This window comes from Streptomyces sp. B21-083 (assembly GCF_036898825.1).
In the GTDB taxonomy this organism is placed as follows: domain Bacteria; phylum Actinomycetota; class Actinomycetes; order Streptomycetales; family Streptomycetaceae; genus Streptomyces.
In genome coordinates, this window is the sequence record NZ_JARUND010000002.1 from 1,273,563 (window position 1) to 1,290,766 (window position 17,204).

The 17,204-nt window shown below is 72.1% G+C and carries 5 protein-coding genes; all 5 read right to left on the minus strand.

Features of this window, described 5'->3' with window-relative positions:
- Nucleotides 1-42: 42 nt before the first annotated feature.
- Nucleotides 43-1,305, minus strand: coding sequence for a phenylacetate--CoA ligase family protein (locus QA861_RS29815; protein ID WP_334591779.1), 1,263 nt, complete (start codon nt 1,303-1,305; stop codon nt 43-45).
- A 107-nt stretch (nt 1,306-1,412) separates the two neighbouring features.
- The gene (locus QA861_RS29820; RefSeq protein WP_334591780.1) at nt 1,413-8,054 is read right to left on the minus strand and encodes a beta-ketoacyl synthase N-terminal-like domain-containing protein; all 6,642 of its coding nucleotides are present in this window, start codon (nt 8,052-8,054) and stop codon (nt 1,413-1,415) included.
- 8 nt (nt 8,055-8,062) lie between these two features.
- Nucleotides 8,063-14,491 (minus strand): SDR family NAD(P)-dependent oxidoreductase, encoded by a 6,429-nt coding sequence (locus tag QA861_RS29825; RefSeq protein WP_334591781.1) that lies wholly within the window; start codon nt 14,489-14,491, stop codon nt 8,063-8,065.
- Nucleotides 14,492-14,648: 157 nt separating this feature from the next.
- Nucleotides 14,649-16,304 carry a PfaD family polyunsaturated fatty acid/polyketide biosynthesis protein gene (locus QA861_RS29830; protein WP_334591782.1) on the minus strand — a complete coding sequence of 552 codons (1,656 nt, stop codon included), beginning with the start codon at nt 16,302-16,304 and terminating at the stop codon, nt 14,649-14,651.
- Between the two features lie 218 nt (nt 16,305-16,522).
- A complete protein-coding gene (locus QA861_RS29835; RefSeq protein WP_334591783.1) occupies nt 16,523-17,179 on the minus strand; it encodes a nuclear transport factor 2 family protein in 657 nt (218 codons plus the stop codon).
- Between the last annotated feature and the right edge of the window lie 25 nt (nt 17,180-17,204).

A 17,204-nucleotide genomic window follows, 5' to 3' on the forward strand; every position in this document is an offset into this window, starting at 1 on the left:
GTTCCTGTTCTGGTCGGGGGCGTCTTCCCTGGGGGCGGGCGCTCACGGCGTGCGTTCGTCGATCAGCCGGAGGAGCTTTCCCGTCCGGGAGTTGACGACGAGCCCGGCGGCCGGAACGCACTCCACCGTCAGCGGGCTGATCAGCCCGGCGTCGACGTGCTCCGCGAACATCGGGCGGATCTCGTCGAGCCGGCTCGCGACGGCCTTGCCCACGGCGTCCGGATCACCGAGGTCGCCCGCGATCCGCACCACCAGCTCGTCCCGGCCGTCCTTACGGCGCTGCACCACCTGCGTGCCGACGAGGGGCCGGCCGCCGGCCACCTGTTGCACCACGGCGCGCAGATCCTCCAGATACACGGTGATCGGCCCGACCCGGGCGCCCTCGTCGGAGCGGCCCAACAGCCGGAACACCCCTTCCTCGCGGTCCACCCAGGCGCCGCGGTCCCCGGTGGGATACCGGATCACGGGCATCAGCCGGCGGGCCAGATCGGTCACGACCAGGCGTCCGGGCCGGCCCGGTTCCCTGACGGTCTCGCCCGTGTCGTCGTCGACGATCTCCATCACGGTCTGCGGCCGGTGGGTGCGGTGGACCCGGGGATCAGGGTCGTCCGCCACCGGCGCTCCGAGCATGCCGCCGTCCACGCTTCCGTAACCCATGGAGCGGATACGGGCGTTGGGGAACGCCGTTTCGAGAAGCGGGCGTTGGTCCTCGTAGAAGGACTCGCCGCCGAACATCACGAGGTGGACGTCGGGCGCGGGGTGGTTCGACTCGGTGAGCTGGGCGGCGAGTTGACAGATCGTGGTCGGTGGTCCCAAGAGCGCGGTGGCGGCGAACTCGTGGATGACGTGTGCCGTGTACTCCAGCGGGGCGGACGCGATGGGCAGGTGCACGTTCGGTACCGAGGACTCCTGCAGGCACAGCACGTTGAACAGGAAGCTGGCGTACAGCTCCCCGGCGTAGAAGAGGTTGGCGATCCGGTCGCCGGGACGCAGTCCGGCGTGCTCGAAGCCGTTGCCCTGGAGCCGGCTCATGCCCAGCAGTTCCTGTCTGGTGTAGACGGACAGTTTGGGCTCGGTGGTGGTGCCGCCGGACTTGAAGACGATGCCGTCGGTGAGCGGGCCGGTGAGCACCCTGCTGTCATGGGCGGTGTTGGCGCCCCAGAAGGACAAGTGGTCCAGGACGGGGAGGTCCTCCAGGACCACGGGCCCGGGCGGTACCTGGGCGTACAGGTCTCGGTAGTAGGGCGAGTGCTGACGCACGAAGTCGACGAGTTCGGTGAGGTCGTCGGCGTAGTACGGGGCCACGGTGGAACCTCCTTGGTTCGCGGGGAAGGGGCTCGCGGGGAGGGGAAGAACGGAGGAAGGTGGAGCGGGAGAGGCAGGAGGGGCGGCGGATCGGGGTGTCCCCCTTCTCAGCCGTCGTCCTCGGTCAGCCCGATACCGAGGTCCGTCACGCGGTAGATGCGGGTGCCGTCGGCCCACATCCAGGCCTCGGCGACGGCGTAGGGCCCGCGTTCGGTCTCGCCGGTCTCGGTCACCTCCAGTTCGACGGTGATCGTCTTGTTGCGCGGGGTCACCTGGCCCCGGTACTTCCAGGTGACCGGGCGTCCGGGGAGTACCGGTTCGAAACGCGGCCGGCGCAGACCGTCACCCAGTCCGCTCTCCATGGCGTAGAACTGGAGGAGTTGGTACATGGCCTGCACGCCCAGGGATCCCGGCTGGACCGGGTCCTGGAAGAAGTGGGCCTTGAAGAACCATTCGTCGGCGTCCACGTCCTTCTCCGCCCGCAGCCTCCCGAGCCCGGCGCGGCCGCCGTCCGGCCACCAGCCGGTGACCCGGTCGAGCATCAGCAGCATCGGACCGGGCAGGTGGAGCGGCCCGTCGAAGTACTTCGCGGGCCGGGGGCCGAGATCGACACGGATGTCGCACGGCCGTTCCAGGGCCCGCCGTTCGTCGTCGGTCGGCGGCAGTCCGATCTGGTTCTCGAACGCCGCCGGCGGGAAGAAGCCGAACATGGTGGTGAGCGTGAACACCGGTTCGCCGTCGGCGAAGCACTCCACCCCGAACGTCTCGATGATCATGTCGCCGCTGTGCGCGATGTCGAGCAGGCGGGTTCGGGTGCGCAGCACCTCTGTGCCGGGCCGGATCTCCCGCAGGACTGTTCCCGTGCCGTCGAGGTTGCGGAACAACAGGTCCTCGTCGTGACCTAGGGCGCTGCCGACATAAGAGGCCAGCCAGCCGCTGGCCTGCAGGACGACCTCCATGAGCACGCCGAGCGGCATGACGGCGAAGCCGTTCTGCTCGAAGTACCAGACCTCGTCCGGAACGTCGTACTCCACCTCCACCGTGCTGCCCGCCTTCGGTACCCAGGCGGGGCCCTCCACGGCGACGGCTCGGCTCATGAAGTGGAACGGCGGCCCCGGGAGCCGCGCCAGCCTGCGGGCGCTGTCGAACGGGGCGTAGGCGGCGCCGAAGGCCTCACTCGGTTTGCCCCACGCGCAGGCGAGCATCGAGGCGTAGTCGTAGAGGAAGCCCTGGGCTTCGGCGATCGCCGTCGTCTCGTGATGGCCCGCGAGACCGGCCAGCGCGCGGTGCGGGACGGGCGCGCCGGTCGGCTGGACCGCGGCGGGTCCCAGGTGCCGCCAGTGGGTCAGCGGCCAGTCCGGGACGAGCCTCAGCCGGACCCCCCGCGCATGGAATGCCTTGACTCCGTCGACCGTGCACAGCACGTCCGCCACCAGTTCCGGTTCGGGTCCGGTGGACAGCCCCGACACGAACACCTCGTACGTCAACTTCCTGCTGTCAGGCGTCACTTGGCCTCGGCAGAGCATCGGCACGGGGTTGCCCGGGGCCGGTTCGAAGCGCCAGCCGTCGCGGTCGACGGTGCAGCCGAGGGCGGCGAGATGGAACGCCATGGCCTGCAGGCAGCCTTCGAACATGAGGGTGCCCGGCATGCACGGGTCCTCGGGGAAGTGGCCCTCGAAGAACCAGTCGTCGGGTGAGACCGGGGTGACGGCCCGCAGACAGCCGCGCCCCCAGGGCCCACCGGCAGGGTCGAACTCCGTCATCTCGTGCAGGAGTCGCATACGCCCGTCGCCTGTCCGGGGCGAACGGATGTGGCTGCGGGTGAGTTCCCAGCCGGCGCCGAAGCAGTCGAAGGGTCGACCCTCGGTGAACGCCCGCACCGCGTCGGGACCGAAGGAACGCACCGGGGAGCTGACGGGTGGCGGGTCGAAGGGCAGCGCGGGGTCAGGGGTCTCGGTCGCCGGATCCCACAACACGCCGCCGGTGCGCGCGAGTTCGTCGTCGGTGAAGAAGCCCGCCTGGCCGCCCCGCATGGTCAGCCGGAGTTCGTCCCCGACGTAGCAGTCGTAGTGGAAGAAGAACAGCCGGATGCCGCCGTGCTCGCCGTGGCCGTCGATATGGATCTCGTAGCGGAGTGTCTCGCCCGGGAGCGGCGGGCTGCCGTGGTAGGTCAGTTCGCAGCCGAGGAGACGGTAGACACGTTTATCCCGGTTGAGCAGATCCACCCCGAGCCAGCTGATCAGCAGCAGGTCGGCCTGGCCGGCCTCGACCATGATCCCGGCGGGCATACGTCCGCACGCGTCGAGGTACCAGCTGTCGAGCCGGACGTCGGTCTCGGTCCGGATGGTCCCGGTGCCCATGGACGCCGGCTCCGCGTCGATCCCCGTGACGCGGTCCGCGAGCAGCATCGGCGGCGCCGGCATCCGGGTCTGCCGCCGGTAATGGTCCTGCGTGGCGAACAGGGGGCCGAACAGGGCGGACACCGGTCCGGTGGCGAGACGTTCCAGGTCGGCGCGGGTGAAGACGGGGCCGTGGGGTACCTCGGCTGCGGCGGGGGGTCGTGTGGCCGCGGGCGTGGCCACTGCCGGAGGAGCCGGCGGCGCGGGGAGCGGGGGTGGGGGCGACCCGATGGCGTTCGGCGGCGAACCGGCAGCGTTCAGATGAGCGGCCAGGAGGTGGGCCGCCGCCCGCTGTCGTGTCGCCAGGAACTCCTCGTGCACCCGGGCCTGGACGGCGAGGAAGTGACGGTGGGCGGAAACGGCGAGGTGCCGCGCCTCCATGACCGCGGTCGTCGCGGGGTGGTGCGTGCGGGCGCCGAGGGCCGGCGTGACGCCGGCCGGCGCGGCGGGGGCCTGGGCCGGGACGGGCACCGGAGCGGCGGCCGGCGCGGGGAGCAGGATCCGATCCGGATCCCCAACCACCCCGGGAGCGCCGTGGGTTACCGCGTCCCGCGCCGGGACCTGAACCTGGACCGCGTGGTACTCCGGTGCACTCGGAAGCCGGGGTGCCCTCGGCATCACCTCGGGGGACGGTGGGGTGCCGGGACCGGGCAGCCGGATCGCCGGTGGGTGCGCGGGCAGGGTGAGCCGGCGGCTCGCAGATCGGGGCTCGGGCCGGGCCGCGGCCAGCCTGTCGCACAGGGCGTCGGTGTCCGCCTCCACTCCCGCCGCCACCAACTCCAGTGCGGCTCGAAGCAGTTGACTGATGCCGCGGCCCACGGGAGCGTCCAGAGACACCGCGACGTGCTCGCGGTCCCCCAGGACCCGCCTGATCCATCCCGCACAGTGGCTGCGGGGACCGTGTTCGACGAAGACCCGGACACCGTCCTCCCATGCCTGTTCTACGGTACGGCCGAAGTCGATCGGGCCCAGGGCCTGTTCTGTCAGCGCGTCGGCCGCCGCGTCGGCGCTCGCGCGGTACCAGCGACTGGTGGAGCAGGTGTAGAAACGCACACCGACATCCGTGGTGGGCAGATGGTGCATCCGCCACCAGGTGTCCCGGATCTCCGCCAACTCCGGTACGTGCGCGGCGACCTGGTAGGGAATGTGCAGCGCCTGGGTGGTGCCCAGCCGGTCCAGGACCCGCAGGCAGCCGCTCGCCTCACCGCCGAACACACACGAGTCGGGGGTGTTGACGACCATCAGGTGCACCCCGGGTTCGTCACCGATGGCGGCCCGCACCCGCTCGACGGGCTCCTCCACCTGGTAACTCGCCCATACCGTGCCCTCGACACCCAGTTTCCGCCAGGCACGGCGCGGCACCTTCAGCTCGCCCACCACACCGTCCGCGAACAGCTGGGCCCGCCGGGCCTGCGCGGACAGGCCCGTGACGTCCGTCCAGGCGCCGAGCGACGCCAGCGCGCTGGACTCGCCCGAGGAGTAGCCGAGCGAGGCGTTCGGTTTGATCCGCAGCAGCGTTCGGGTGATCCGGGCGTGCAGCTGGCCGAGTACGGACGCGCCCCAGATCTGGTCGAGCGCGTGCAGGGGCCGGGGCCGCTCGCCCTCGTGGGCCCAGCCTACGAGCCCGTGCAGCGGGCCGCTGCGCTCCTCGACGGCGGCGAGCAGGTCGGGGAAGGCCAGCATGACGTCGGCGCCCATACCCGCGTACGCCATGGATCCCCCGGAGAAGACGAAGGCCACTTCGCCTCCCACCGGTCGGTCACGGAACGCCGTGAGGTCCGGCCGTGCGCCGCCCTCCCCGGCGAGCCACCTCCGCGCCGCCTCGGCACGGTCGGCGAGATCCTCCGGGCCGGCGGCGGCCAGCGCCAGCCGGGCCGGCCCTTCGCGCGACTCACGTCCCTCGGTGAGGGCGCGCACGACGTCCGCGCGGCTGTCCCCCGAGAACACATGGACCCTGCGCGGGAGTTCGGTGAGGTAGGGGGCCCGATCGGCAGCGCGCAGCCGTATCTGTCGGACGGGCCCGCCCAGCGGTTCCACCCCGGCCACGGCGGTCCGAGCACGCAGTGCGGGGCGGGCCGGAGCGCCGGCCCGCGGAACGGCCCGGTGGTGCAGGGCCAGCGCCGAGGACACCACGGCGAGCAGTCCACTCGCGGCGTGGGCACGGCCGAACAGATCGGCCGGATCGAAGTGATCCGGTGTGGCGTCCGGCTGCGTGGGGTCCCCGACGGTCCACCGCCGCGCGACGGCGTCCTCGTTGTGGTCCTCGGACGGTGGCGTTTCCGCCAACTCCGTGTCCAGCAGGGCGAGAACGGGGTCGCCGTCGGCGCGGGCGTCGGCGAGTCGCTTGAGCACCAGTACGACAGCCGCGTCTCCCGGCCGGTCGTCCCGGCCGAGTTCGGCCTGGGCCGCGCGGTGGACGGGCTCGTGCGAGAGGTCCACCGCGCCGACCAGCACGGCGTCGGCGTCGCCCGCCCGCAGTGCCCGTGCGCCGACCTCCAGCGCCACGAGGCCGGAGGCCTCCTCCGCGCTGATCGTGAACCCTGGCCCGGTCAGGTCGAGTTGGGCACTGATCCGGTTCGCGACCAGATTGGGCATCGCCCCGACCACGGCGGACGCCGACTGGGCCGCCGTCTGCACGGCGTCCCGCAACTCCCGTACGCGATCGAGGTCAGCGGCATCGACTTCGTTTCCGGTCCCGGTTTCGTTCTCGTCCAGCAGCTCCGGGATCCGCCAACGCGTGATGTACCGGGCCACTTCGGGATCGCAGCCCATGCCGATGAGCACCATGGTCCGGTCCCCGGGCAGGGGCGTGCGGTCCGCCGCCTCGCGGGCCGCCTCAAGGACCAGGAGTTGCTGGGCGTGGGTGCGTTCCAGGTCCAGGGGCGGGAACCGCAGCCCGTCCAAGGCCACTTCCACGGTGTCCCGGGCGGCGTCCCGGCGCTCCCCCGCGAACAACGCGTCCCGCAGATCGGGCATGCCCCGGCCGTCACCGACCCGCGCGCCGACGGCGACGACGGCGATCGGTTCGGGCATCCGAAGGGTGCGCGGGGGCGGGGGAAGCGCCGGGGTTCCGGAGTCTTCGCCGGTCCACGCGTCGACGATCAGGTGGGCGTTGTTGCCGCCGAAGCCGAACGCGCTGACCGCCGCACGGCGCGGCCCTGTCCACTCCTCGGGTTCGTGCAGCAGCCGCAGCGGGGTGCCGGAGAGCGCCGCGAGGGGTTCCTCCGCGCCGACCGTCGGCGGGCGGATCCCGGCACGCAGCGCGCCCAGCGTCTTCAGCAGCCCGGCGGCGCCGGCCGCGGTGATCAGATGGCCCACATTGGACTTGGCCGAACCCACCGGCAGGTCCCCCGCGTCGGTGAACACCCGCGCCGCGCTGCGTACTTCCACCGCGTCACCGACGGGCGTGCCGGTGGCGTGACATTCGAGCAGGCCGACACTCTCCGGGGCGACGCCCGCGGCTTCGTAGGCCTGCCGCATCGCCCGTTCCTGGCCGTCCTCCGAGGGGACGAGCAGTCCGCTGCCCCGGCCGTCGTTGGACAGCCCGATCCCGCGGATCACCCCGAAGACGGGCGCTCCGGCGGCGAGGGCGTCGTCGAGACGCATCAGGGCGACGAAGGCGGCGCCCTCGGCGGGGACGAGGCCGTCGGCGTCCCGGTGGAAGGGCCGGCTCGACCCGCTGCGGCTCATCGCCGCAAGGCTGCAGAAGCTGACCTGGAGAAAGAGGTCGTCAGCGCTGTTCACCCCGCCCGCCACCATCAGGTCGGCCCGGCGCTCCTGCAGCTTCCGGCAGGCGAGCCCGATTGCGTAGAGCGACGAGGCGCAGGCCGCGTCGAGGGCGAACCCGCCCAGTCCCAGGCCGAGTTCGCGGGCGGCGAGGTGCGCGGGCAGGCCGGACATGAAGCGGTTGCGGGGGTCTGGCGGTGGGCCGCCCGACGTCAGGTACTGGTCGCGCAGCCAGATGTGTTCGGCGTAGGACGCCATGCCGGTCGTGGGGAACGACAGGTTGCCCAGCACCAGTCCCGCGCGGTGCAGCAGCCGTTCCTGGCCGGCCTCCCGCAGTGCGGCGGCGGCTCCGTGCCACGTCCAGTGGAAGACGGGATCCAGGGACGGGTCCAGCGGACCGGAGGCGGTGAAGTCCGTGACATAGCCGGCGGTCCGGCTCCAGGTCCGGTCCACGCAGTCGGCCGGATCGCCGAGTGCCCAGGTGTCGGACAGGCGACGGCGGTCCTGCGGGGTTTCCCGCAGACTGACCCGGCCCGCGAGGACGTTGTCCCAGAAGGTGTCGGGGTCGGGGGCGTCGGGCATGACGCAGCCGCGTCCGACGACAGCGATCGGTTCGAAGCGCATGGCCCCGGTCACCTCCGGCCCGGTGTCCCGGCGGGTGCCGGAAGAGTTCGTACGGAACGGTCGCCGCCGGAGGCGGAACCGGAGCGGGTAGCGGTGGCGACCTGAGCTGCGTCCGACGCCGAATCCGGGGCGGAGGACCGGGCCGTCGAGACTTTGTTGGTGTCCGGGCGGCGAACGAGGGTCACCCCGAGCAACTCCGTGTGCACCGACCCGTCCGGTGCCAGCAGGGCCACGTCGCAGGAGACATCGAGGTCCCGAGCCGCGCCCCGGGCGAGCACCACGCACCGGGCGCCCTCCCCCACCGGGCCCCGGGCCATGGTCCTGACCTCTACCACGCCCATCGGGAGGAACGCGCCGTCGTGCACGTACTCGGCCCATTTCAGGGCGAGTTGGAGACCCGCGTCGACCGCGGCGGGATCGGTGTGCCAGCCCTCTCCGGGCCAGTCCAGTTCGCGTACGCCGCGTACGAGCGCGGCGGCGGCCGTCGCGGAGATTCCCTCCAGGGCGGTGATCGCGTGGAAGGCCGGACCGTGGAACAGCACGTGGCCGTCGTAGATCTCCTGGTCCGGCGGGCCGCCGAGATCCCGGGCGTCGTACCGGACCGACTCGTTGATCGGCCGGTCCGCTTCCGTCAGGACCTCGACCGCCGCCCGGTAGTGCGGCAACGGAGCACCGCTGGTGAGTTCCAGGACGAGCCGCGGCGACGCGGGATCCCCGGCGGGAGCCGCCATTCCACGGACCCTCAGCCGTTGCCCCTGCTCCGGGGACGTGTCCGGTCCGTCGATGCCGATCCGGCTGAGCACTTCCAGGTCACGCAGGACGAAGCCCTGGGCATCAGGACGCCAGGCCCGGGCGGCGCCCAGGAACCACTCCATGACCAGCGCCATCGGCACCACCGGGGTCGCGGCGACGCTGTGGTCCGCCAGATACGGGTGGGAAGCGAGCCCGACCTCGATGTCCCCGCCGACGGCCTGTGCCGGGGACGCGCCCAGGGACGCGGAGGCGTCCGCGGCGCCGGCGGTCAGGGAGACCCGCACCCGAGCGGGATCGGGTACGTCGCTCAGTTCCCGGAGCAGAGCCCGGGCGCCCGCGTCCGTCGGGATCAGCGGCACGCCCTGCTCACGGAAGTGCTCCCGCAGCTCCGGTCCCACCATGCCGCCGTCCCAGGGGCCCCAGGCGATGGACTTCACCAGGCAGTTCGGACGGTTCACCGCGAGGGTGGACGCGACCTGTGCCAGGACCTCGTTCGCCATGGCGTAGTCGGCCTGGCCGGTGTTGCCGAAGCGACCCGCCACGGAGGAGAACACGCACACCAGGTCGAGCGGATCGTCCGCTGTCGCCGCGAGCAGTGCCCGCAGCCCTTCCACCTTGGTGTCGAAGACATCCGCGAACTGCGCGTCGGTCTTGTCGGCGAGCCGGCTGTCCGCGAGGACGCCCGCTCCGTGGACGATGCCGCTGATGGGCCCGAACTCCTCGCGCGCCGTGTCGAGGGCCGTGTGCAGCGCCCGCGCGTCGCGGGTGTCCACGGACAGATAGCGCACCCGGGAGCCGCTCGCCGCGATGGCGTCGAGGGTCGCCCGGATCTCGCGGACAGCCAGCACACGGGCGGCCTCGGCGGCCAGTTCCGCCGGGGACGGAATCGTGCCGCCCTGTCGGCGGGCGTGGCCGGCGAGCAGTCCCTTGAGCTGCCTCTCGTCCGCGGCCTCGGCCAACCCGGGCGGTTCCTCGGTCAGTTCGGTGCGGCCCAGCAGGACGATGGACGGCAGATGAGCCTCGGCCAGGGCGCGCAGGGTCACCGCCGTCACCCCGCGGGCGCCGCCGGTCGCGACGATCACGGCGTCCGGGCTCAGTGGTCCGGCGTGTTCCCCCGCCGCTTCGGCCGGCCCGGCGGGCTCGGCCCTGTCCCGCAGCGCCCAGCGGGTGCCGTCGGCTCGCAGTCCGATGTCGCCGGCCGAACCGCCGGCCAGCAGTTCGGTGGCGAGCACCTCGGCGAGGGCGTCGGCGTCGCGGTCACCGCGCTCGCAGTCGACGGCCTTGACTTTGGCGTCGGGCCACTCCTTCGCGGCGGTCCTGGCCAGCCCGGCCGACCCGCCGAGCCAGGCCCGCTCACCCTGTCCGCCGCCCAGCCCGAAGTCACCTCCGGTGTCCTGGACGGTGACGAACACCCGTCCGTGCGCGGCCAGTTGCCGGGCCACGGAACGCGCCGCGTCGAACGCCTCCCGGTTGACGGAGGTCGCCGCCTCGGCGGAGGTGACGGGGCGCAGACCGGAGAGCAGCACCACGCCACCGCCCTCCGCGTCGGCCACATCACCGGCCTCGGCCAACACGGCCTCCGTCACGACCGCGGCCCGGACGCCGTGCTCCCCCAGCCGGTCCACCAACCGCTGGGCCACACCGGTCCCCTCGTCGGTGACAAGGACCGGCCCGTCCCGCAGCCCCGCCAGCTCCATCCCCGGAAGCGGCGCGGTCACCATCACGCTGACGGCCCGTGCCAACTGGGGCGGCGGTGGGCTCTGTTCCTCAATCAGCCGGGGCGGCGGCACGGGCAGGGCGACCGGCGCCACCGCCCCGGACTCGGCTTCACGAAGCTTGTCGGTGATCTGCTGCAGCGTGCGCAACGGCGCGAGCTCATGAGCATCCACCCGGGCAAGCGCCGGCACGCGATCACGCAGGACAGAGAGAATCTGCACCCGCTTGATGGAATCGATCCCCAGATCCGTCTCCAACTCCATATGGGGTTCCAGGATCTCTGCTGGGAAACCCGTCTTCTCAGCGACCACTTCGAAGAGCACGGCAGCCAGGTCTTCCTCGACAGTCGGGGCCGAGACGGGCGTGGTGGCAGGGCTGCCGGACTGTTGCGCCTCCCGCAACTTGTCGCCGATCTGCTGCAGCGTGCGCAACGGCGCGAGCTCATGAGCATCCACCCGCGCGAGTGCCGGCACACGATCACGCAGGACAGAGAGAATCTGCACCCGCTTGATGGAATCGATCCCCAGATCCGTCTCCAACTCCATATGGGGTTCCAGGATCTCTGCTGGGAAACCCGTCTTCTCGGCGACCACTTCCAGCAGCAGTACACCCACGTCCAGCCCGGGGGCGACGGGAGTGGTCTCCGCCCTCGGGGTGGCTGTCGGTGCTGCCGCCGTTTCGGTCTGTGGCGGCGTCGACGGCGCGAACTCCACTGTGGGTAGCGAGAGTTGGGGTGCCGGCGGGATCAGGCGGGCCGGCTCCGGAAGCGGGGTGCCGGCGAACGCGCCGAGTGAGGGTGTCTCCAGCGTCCGCAGGAACTGCATATGGCTCTCCGCCATGGTCCGCTGAAACTCCGCGTGTGCTTCGGCGGCCTGCCGCTGCGTCTCCTGGAAGGCCGACAGCCAGGAATCGGCCGTAGCCGCTCCGCCGGGCGGAGCCGGTGCGAACCCGGCCTCCGGGGCCACCTCGGCCTGCGCTGCCGCTGCGGCGGGGACGGGCCGGGGCAGTGCCTTCGCTCCCCCCGGCGGCGGGTAGAGCGCACCGTGGTTGGCGCCGGAGATCGGTACCGCCATCCGGGGCCGGGAAGGGGACTGGGCGGGGGACTGTGCGGGGGGCTGGGGATGCGCACCCCGGTCTCCGTCCTCGCGGGCCTCGGCCGGGACGCCCACCGCCCACAGCGCGTCCAGGTCCACGGCGACACCGGACACCGCCAGGGTGCCCAGGGCCTGCTGGAGCGCCGTGACGCCGTGGACGCCCCTGCGGTCCAGGCTGAGGGCCAGATGTTCGCGGCCGTCGAGGATCTCCCCGGTCAGCCCGGTCATCGTCGACCCCGCCCCGACCTCGACGAACGTGCGTACCCCCGACTCGTACATCGCCTCGACACCGGCGACGAACCGCACCGGTGACAGCAGATGCCCGGCGATCCTCTCCCGGATCAGCGCGGGATCGTCCGGATACGGCTGCGCGTCGGCGTTGCCGTACACGTCGAACTTCGGCGCCCGCAGGTCCAGGTCGTCCAGGAACTCGGTGAACGGTTCGACCGCGTCGGCCATCAGCGGAGTGTGGAAGGCACCCGACGCCCGCAACCGCCGTACGGCGACTCCCCCTGCGCCGAGCCGACGCTCCAACTGTTCCACGGCGTCGGCCCGTCCGGACAGGACGACCTGCCGCGGAGCGTTCTCGTTGGCGACCCACACCGCGTCCTCGAAACCTTCGGTCAGTGTGGCGACGTCCTCGCGCGAAACCCCCATCACCGCGAGCATGACGCCCGGCTCCGTGGCCGCGTCACGCATCAACTCCCCGCGCCTGCGCGCCAGTCGTAGCAGCACGCGCTCGTCGAGGACTCCGGCGGCGTGCAGCGCGACCAGTTCACCGAAGCTGTGACCGGCGACGCAGTCGGGCTCGACACCCGCGGCACGCAGCACGGCGAGCAGTGCGGCGCTCTGCACGGCGAGCGCCGGCTGGGCCCACTCGGTGCGGGTGAGCAGGTCCCGCTGTGCGGCGCGGCTCTCCTCCGTGAAGGCGGGAACCGGGAACACCACCCGGTGCAGGGGAAGTTCGGCGTCGAGTTCCTGCCCGGCCGCCCGGTCCCAGGTTTCCCGGGCCGCAGGGAGATGTATGGCCAGGTCGGCACCCATACCGGTGTACTGGCTGCCCTGCCCGGAGAAGAGGAAGGCCGTCCGGCCGGGCGTGGCGGTGCCGGTGCGGTAGGTGACGCCGTCCGGCGTGGTCAGCGGGCGGTCGGGGTCACGGCGGATCAACGTGCTCAGCTGCTCCAGCCGCTTCGCGAGATCCTCGGGCCCCGTGGCGGTCATGGCGAGCCGGTACGGATCGGACGGCCGGAAGGCCCGCTGAGCCGCCAACGCCGCTCCGGCCCATGTGCCGTCCGCGACCTCGTTCGCCAACTCCGCTGCTCGCGTGAGAAGTTCTTCCGCCGAGGACGCGCCGAGGACAACCAGTTCGGTGGGCACTGTCCGGGCCGGCGGAACCGGACGGGACCGCGTCCCTGGCGTGGGAACGTACTCCTCCAGCGTGAGATGGAAGTTGGTGCCACCGAACCCGAAGCTCGACACGGAGGCACGCCGGGGCTGCGCCGTGTCCTTCACCCAGGGGCGGGCCTCGGTGTTCAGATACAGCGGGCTTTTCTCCAACTCCAGTGCGGGGTTGGGTCGTTCCACCTTGATCGTGGGCGGCAGGACCTTGTGCCGGAGTGCCATCACGGCCTTGAGCAGCCCGGCCGCGCCCGCAGCCGACTTGGTGTGCCCGATCTGCGACTTCACCGAACCCAGCGCACACCACTGGCCGTCCGTACGGCCGGACTCCTCGAACACGGTGCGCAGCGCGGTGAACTCCGCGGCGTCACCGGCCGTGGTCCCGGTGCCGTGCGCCTCGACCAGTTCGACGGACTCGGGACCGTATCCGGCGGACGCGTAGGCCCGCCGCAGCGCACGGGCCTGGCCGGCGGGTACGGGCGTGTAGATGGCGCTTCCCCGGCCGTCGGAGGAGCTGCCGATCCCGCGCAGCACGGCATGGATCCGGTCTCCGTCGCGTTCCGCGTCGTCCAGCCGTTTCAGCGCGAACATCACCAGCGCCTCGCCGAGCATCGTGCCGTCGGCGGCGTCGGAGAACGGCCGGCAGTCCCCGGACCGGGAGAGTGCCGGGGTCTTGCTGAAGCACATGTACATCAGGATGTCGTTGAGGGTGTCGACGCCCCCGGTGATCATCAAGTCGGCTGTCCCGACGGCGAGTTCGTTGGCGGCGGCGGTCACCGCGGCGAGCGAACTGCCGCAGGCGGCGTCCGTGGTGTAGTTGGAGCCGTGCAGGTCGAAACGGCTGGCGATCCGCCCGGCGACGACATTGCTGAGCACGCCGGGGAAGGACTCCTCCTGCCACGGCACGTAGTGGTCGGCGATCCGGTCGCAGATCTCCTGGGCCCGTTCCTCCGGGATGCCGCTCTCCCGCAGCGACTTCAGCCACACCGGACGCTGCATCCGGTTGCTCATGGTGTGCAGCAGTTCCAGCGCTGCCGTGCCCAGGATGACCCCGGTCCGTTCCCCGTCGAACCGCTCGGCCCCACTCGACCCCGCGTCGGCCAGCACCCGTTCGGCGACCGCGAGGGCGAGCAGTTGGGTGGTGTCGGTGGCGGGCAGCGCGTTGGGCGGGATGCCGTACGCCGACGGGTCGAAGTCGGTCGCGGGAAGGAACGCGCCGCGCCGGGCGTAGGTCCGGTCCGGCGCGGACGGATCGGGATCGTAGTAGTCCTCGACGAGCCAGTGGTCGGCGGGCACGTCGGTGATCAGATCCCGTCCGGTGAGAACGTTCCGCCAGAAGCCCTCCGCGTCGGCGGCACCGGGGGCCAGCGCGGCAGTGCCGATGACGGCTATGGGGACGTGAAGCGGGCGGTTCGGCCGGCCTGATCCGGTCGGGGCGGAACCAGTGAGTCCGGACGACGCGGTCGATGCGGTCATAGGAGTTCTCCGTCTGCAGCATGGGGATGACGCCGAGCGGCATGGAACGGCAGGGAACGGCAGGGAACGGCATGCGGGCGATACGACGATGTTCAGCGCGGGGCGATCCCGGGCTCGGGAGCCCACCCGCGCAACGGGGAGGAGTCGTCGTCGGGGTTCAGGCCAGTGGCCGGGGCCGGTAGGCGAACGCGACGGCGGGCAACTGCACGCCATAGCTGCGCAGTTGCTGGGCCCGCGTGACCACGGCGGCTCCTTCGAGGAGGTTGAGCGCGATCTGGACCGCGGACCGGTTCTCGGGCAGCGCGAGAAAACTGCCCTTCGTCCAGCGGTTGAAGGCACCCATCGCGGGACCGCACCAGATCTGGTAGTCGGTGCGCCGGGCCGACTCGCCGGTGATCGCCCAGCGGCTCGACTGCCCCAGATAGGAACGGAACAGCAACGCCATACGGTGCTTGGGATCCCGCTCCGCCCGGTCGAGCTGTCCCGGGTCGCGGTCCTGCCAGTACTGGCGGGTGCTGCTCCACAACTCGTCGACGGTGCCGCCCAGTACGTCACGCTCCAGCCGAGCGCGTACGTCCTCGGGGATCGCCTCCAGCGACTCGCAGGTCCGGTACACCTCATAGAGCTGGTGGGCCCGCGCGGGGAACATCGTGCCCCTGCGCAACACCTGGAGTTTGACGCCGAGTTCGAACATGTCGGACGCGGGCGCCATGGTGACGTCCGCGACGTCCGCCTGGCCGAGCAGGCCCTTGCCCTCGTCGGACAGCCCCGCCTCCAGGGCCACCTGGTTGACGGAGCCGGTGACCACGTACGCCGCGCCCATGGCGAACGCGGAGGCCAGCGCCTCCGGGGTGCCCAGGCCGCCGGCCGCGCCCACGCGCGGCGGAACCCGGTAGCCGTGCCGCGCCGCGAGTTCGGTGCGCAGCGCGACCAGGACGGGCAGGAGTACGCCCAGCGGCCGGTTGTCGGTGTGGCCGCCGCTGTCGGCCTCCACGGTGAGGTCCTCGGCCACGGGCACATGGGCCGCGAGGTCGGCCTCCCGTTCGGTGATCTCGCCGCGCTCGACGAGGACACGCAGGACAGCCGGTGGGGCGGGCGAGAGGAACTGCTCGGCCACCTCCGGCCGCGACACCTTCGCGAAGACGCGGGTGCGCCGGACGATCACGCCCGACGGGTCCGTGGCCAGCCCCGCCACGGCACAGCGCACCACCGCGGGAGTGAGTGCCATGAACGCCGACGCCGAGACGGCGGGCACGCGCCGGGTGACGAGGAGGCCGGCCACCCGCTCCTCCAACTCCGGTTCCTGCGGGGAGTGGATCAGGTTGACCCCCCAGTTGCGTCGGACGCCGAGCTGCGCCGCCAGGTCGGCCACAGCCCGTTCGACGCTCCGGTGGTCCAGTCCGCCCGCGCCGAAGAACCCCATGAGGTCGGCCCGGGCCAGCGCGATGACCATCCGGGTGGTCGCGATTCCGTTGGCCATCTCACCGCCGACGTACGGGAATCGGACCCCGTGGGCGGTACAGAACGAGGGGTCGCCAAGCCACTCCGGGTAGAGCGGCGGGAGGGTGCCGAGGATCTGGTGGAGGCCGTCGGCGGCCAGCCCGGTCCGGGCCGACTCGCTGCCGGGGGCCAGGCCCGTCCGGCCGGTGGATCGTTCCCGCACGATGTGTGCGGCTTCTCTGATGCGGTGCGCGCGCCGCACAAGCGCGTCCCCCGCGAAGTCGGGGGCCCACGGGTCGATCGGGCCGGTGGCGGTGACGCCTCCGCCCGGAGCGGGTGCGCCGCTTTCGGTGAGCACACTCTCTGCAACCATGTTCCGTCCTTCGCCGGCATGGGTCGTTCCGCCGCGGGCGCGCCGGTGGCAGCCGCGGTGCTGGGGAGGATGAGCGGGGGGCCCGCGCCGGCCGGGAGGGGAGCGGCGCGGGCAGTCGTGGGCGGCCTGTGGCCTGTGGCCGGTCGTCGAGTCGCGCCTGGTGCGGGCGAGCACGTGTGCGTCGCGTCGCCGGGCACAGGGGAGCTCGACGCCCGGCCCTAGGGACCGGAGGGGGAACGGAGAGCGCGGTCCTCGGTCCAGTCGATGGTCAGCTCCCGGCGTGCGAAGAGCCAGGAACCGTTCGTACGGCGGTAGGAGTCGTGGTAGCGGATGGACCGGACCCTTATCCGGTCCGCCCCGTCGGCGGGGTAGATCTCGTGCGCCAGGCAGTACGTCTCCCCGGTCGCGCTGTCCCCGGCGAGCCGCACCAGGTGGTTGCCGACGAAGTGCGTGGTGACCCGGCACGGCTCCAGCACGGCCAGCGCCTTCGCCCAGCCGTCGCGCCCGTCGACTACGAACGGCGCCCGAAGGCTGCCCGGGGGCCGCATGAGCACCAGCTCGCCCCCCGCACCGAACAGCGACGCGAACAGCTCAGTCATCCGCCGGTCGAGGGCGTACGCGTAGGTGTCGACGAGCTGCCGCAGCTCCATCCGGTCCCACAGAGCGCGCCCGTCGTTCGCGAAAACGGCGTACGGCGGAGTGGCCACCGCGAAACCCCCCGCCAAGTCACCCGGCAAACGCGTGCCGTGGGGGTCGGTCGGGTTGCCCGGCGTATCAGTGCCGAAGGGGTCGGTGGGGTCACCCGGTTGGGGGTCGCCCGGTTCGGTGGGGGGGTTCAGGGGGTGGGGAGGGGTCAGATCGGTCAGGTCTGTCACGTGCTCCGCCAAGCTGGTCGGGGAC

What these genes read in the sequence shown, in the direction of transcription:
- QA861_RS29830 (WP_334591782.1), bottom strand. Translation starts at nt 16,304, where the DNA reads ATGGTTGCAGAGAGTGTGCTCACCGAAAGCGGCGCACCCGCTCCGGGC.
- QA861_RS29825 (WP_334591781.1), bottom strand. Translation starts at nt 14,491, where the DNA reads ATGACCGCATCGACCGCGTCGTCCGGACTCACTGGTTCCGCCCCGACC.
- QA861_RS29820 (WP_334591780.1), bottom strand. Translation starts at nt 8,054, where the DNA reads ATGCGCTTCGAACCGATCGCTGTCGTCGGACGCGGCTGCGTCATGCCC.